The sequence below is a fragment of the Streptomyces sp. NPDC006602 genome (genome assembly GCF_042870385.1).
Classification (GTDB): domain Bacteria; phylum Actinomycetota; class Actinomycetes; order Streptomycetales; family Streptomycetaceae; genus Streptomyces.
Genome location: NZ_JBIAHG010000092.1, coordinates 1 through 3,792, shown reverse-complemented (window position 1 = coordinate 3,792; position 3,792 = coordinate 1). Strand labels below are relative to the sequence as shown.

The window sequence follows — 3,792 nt, the reverse complement described above, 5'->3', positions numbered from 1 at the left end:
AACGAGCCGAGCCACAGCGGGTGGTGGGCGTCGCGCTCCTGGCCGTACGTCGCGAGCAGCGCCTGTGCCTCGATGGGGTCGCCGAGTTTGGTGCCGGTGCCGTGTGCCTCGACCGCGTCGATGTCGGCGGGGGTGAGGCCGGCTTGGGTGAGGGCTTGGCGGATGACGCGTTCCTGGGAGGGGCCGTTGGGGGCGGTGAGTCCGTTGCTGGCGCCGTCCTGGTTGATGGCGGAGCCGCGGACGACGGCCAGGACGTGGTGACCGTTGCGGCGCGCGTCCGACAACCGTTCCACGAGCAGCAGGCCCACGCCCTCCGACCAGCCGGTGCCGTCCGCGGCCGCCGCGAAGGACTTGCAGCGGCCGTCCGGCGACAGGCCGCGCTGGCGGCTGAACTCGACGAAGGTGCCCGGCTGCGCCATGACGGTGACGCCGCCCGCGAGCGCGAGGTCGCACTCGCCCTGCCGTAGTGCCTGCGCGGCCAGGTGCAGCGCGACCAGTGACGACGAGCACGCCGTGTCGACGGTGACCGCGGGCCCTTCCAGGCCGAACGTGTAGGCCAGGCGGCCCGACACGACGCTGGAGGTATTGCCTGTGAGGAGGTAGCCCTCCAGCTCCTCCGGCGCCTTGTCGAGCCGCGCGTCGTAGTCGTTGTACATGACCCCGGCGAAGACACCCGTACGGGATCCGCGCACCGCGGTCGGGTCGATCCCGGCCCGCTCGAACGTCTCCCACGCCGTCTCCAGGAGCAGTCGCTGCTGCGGGTCCGTGGCCACGGCCTCGCGCGGGCTGACGCCGAAGAACTCCGCGTCGAACTCGCCCGCCCCGTAAAGGAATCCGCCCTCACGGGTGTACGAGGTACCGAAGTGCTCCGGGTCCGGATGGAACAGGCCGTCCAGGTCCCAGCCGCGGTTGTCGGGGAACCGGCCGATCGCGTCGGCGCCGGAGGCCACCAGCTGCCACAGCTCCTCCGGCGACGTGACACCGCCCGGGTACCGGCAGGCCATGCCGACGACGACGATCGGGTCGTCCTGGACGAACGCCGGTACGGGCGGTACGGGCGTGCCGGCCGGGTGCGGCGCTTCGCCGCCGGGCAGCAGGCCGAGCACGTGACGGGTCAGGGCCTCGGGCGAGGGGTGGTCGAAGACGACCGTGGCGGCCAGCCGCAGACCGGTCGACGCGGCCAGCCGGTTGCGCAGGTCGACCGCGGTGAGTGAGTCGAAGCCCAGTTCCTTGAAGGCACGGCCGGAGTCGATGGTAGCCGGGGTGGCATGACCGAGCACGGTCGCCACGGTCGCCCGCACCAACTCCTTGACAGTGCGGCCGCGTTCGGCCTCGGACAGTGCGACCGTGCGGCCCGCCCAGGACGCGTCGACGGGCGCGCCCAAGGCGCCGGAGGCCGCCCGGCGGCGCCGCTCCCGCACCTCGCCGCGCAGGACGACCGGCAGCGGCCCCGCCGCAGCCCGCGACCGCAGGGCGCCGGTGTCGAGGCGTACGGGCACCAGGGCCGGCCCCGACACCGGCGCCGAGGCCAGGGCGCGGTCGAGCAGCGCCAGCCCTTCCTCCGCCGTCAATGGCACCAGGCCCGAGCGCTCCCAGCGCTCCCGCTCCGCCGTCCCGAGGCCCTCCGCCATGCCCCCGGCGTCCGCCCACAGCCCCCAGGCCAGCGACGTGGCGGGCAGCCCGAGCGCGTGCCGGTGCGCGGCAAGCGCGTCCAACTGGCTGTTCGCAGCAGCATAGTTGGCCTGCCCGGCATTGCCCGTCACGCCGGTGACCGACGAGTACAGCACGAACGCGGTGAGGTCGTGGCCACGCGTCAGCTCGTGCAGGTGGTGCGCCGCGTCCGCCTTGGGCCGCAGCACCGCGTCCAGACGTTCCTCGGTGAGCGAGGCGACTGTGCCGTCGTCCAGGACGCCGGCCAGATGGAACACCGCGCCGAGAGGATGCTCGTCCGGTACGCACGCCAGGGCCTCGGCCAGCGCGGCCCGGTCGGCCACGTCGCAGGCCGTGAACGTCGCCTCAGCGCCCGACGCGGTCAGCTCCCGGGCCAGCTCGGCGGCGCCCGGCGCCTGCGGCCCACCGCGGCTGAGCAGCAGGAAGCGGCGCCCGCCGTGCCGGTCGGCGAGATGCCGTACGAGTCGCCGCCCGAGCCCCCCGGTCGCCCCCGTGACCAGGACGGTGCGCCCGGCGAATCCGTCCGGTGCACGCTCGTCCGCCACGTCGACGGGGACGAGCCGGGGCGCGTACAACATACCGCCGCGCAGGGCGACTTGGGGCTCCTGGACGACCAGCGGGACAGAGGCCGACAGGATGCCGACGGCCTCGTGCGCGTCGACGTCGATGTCGGCGACGGCGAACCGGTCCGGATGCTCGGCCTGCGCCGACCGGACGAGACCCCACACGGCCCCCGCCCACGGATCGTCGACCGTGTCGCCGTCGACGGCCGCGACCGCGCCCCGCGTCAGAAGCAGCAGCCGCGCGTCCGCGAACCGCGCCTCCGCGAGCCAGGCCCGCACCAGGCGCAGCGCGACCGCGGCGGCGCCCCGGCCCGCCGGAACTGGCACGGCGACCACGGACGGCACCCGCTCAGGCAGCTCGTCCAGGCCCTCATTGAGCCCCTCGATCAGCTCTACGGAGGTGACGTTGCCGTCCGACGACGTCCTGGACACCGGCACGGGCGCCCACGCGACCCGGTGCAGATCACGCACCCGCGCGGTACCCGACACCTGCTCGGGCCGGGCGGGCAGCAGCGTCAGCGCGTCCACGCTCAGGACGGGCAGCCCCTCCGTGTCGACCGCTGTGAGCGCACCGCCCGACCAGCGGACCCGCAACGTGTCCGCCCCCGTCGCCGACAGCTCCACCCCCGCCCACGCGAACGGCAGCGGCAGTCCCTCGGCCCCGCCCTCCTCGGCGGCACGGGCGACCAGCGGGTGCAGGGCCGCGTCCAGCAGCGCCGGGTGCACCAGATAGCCCGCCGCGTCCCGGGTCCCGGGCAGCGCGAGCTCGGCGAACAGCTCGTCCGTCCCGCGCCGCCAGGCCGCCCGCACCCCTCGGAACGCCGGACCGTAGGCATAGCCCAGCACGTCCAACGACGCGTACAGCGCCTCGACGTCGACCGTCTCGGCACCGGCCGGCGGCCACGCGACCGGCGCGTTCGCCCCGGGCGGCGCCGACGGGGCGAGCGTGCCCGACGCGTGCCGGGTCCACTCGCCGCCCTCCGCCCGCGCATGGACGCCGAGCGTCCGCCGTCCGTCCGCATCGGCACCCGACACCGACACCTGGACCTGGACGGAACCCCGGGCCGGCAGCAACAGGGGCTCCTCCAGCGTCAGTTCCTCCACTCGCGCAGCGCCCGACCGTTCCCCGGCCACCAGCGCGAACTCCACGAACGCCGTGCCGGGCACCAGGACCGACCCGAGAATCGTGTGGTCGCCCAGCCACGGCTGCGTGCCGAGCGACAACCGCCCGGTGAGCAACAGCCCGCCGTCCTGGGCCCGTTCGACCGCGGCCCCCAGCAGCGGATGCCCCGACGCGTCGAGCCCCAGCCCCTGCGCACCCGTCACCGGTACGGCCGGCGCGAGCCAGAGACGCTGCCGCTGGAACGCGTACGTGGGCAGAGCGTCCGGCACCGTACGGCCCGGGCGGCGCGGCAGGGCGAACGCGGCGGCAAGCGCGAGCGTCAGCGCACCAGCCTCCGGCCGCCCCCGGCGCAGTACGGGTACGGCGTCGGGGGTGTGGGGGGTGAGGGCGGCGTCGGGGCCGATCTCGATGAAGGTGGTGGTGCCTTGGGTGGTG

1 protein-coding gene is annotated in these 3,792 nt (G+C 75.1%); it reads right to left on the bottom strand.

The window, feature by feature from the left end:
- A partial coding sequence (locus ACFYO2_RS49500; RefSeq protein WP_388364078.1) for a type I polyketide synthase occupies nt 1-3,792 on the bottom strand: 3,792 nt, incomplete at both ends.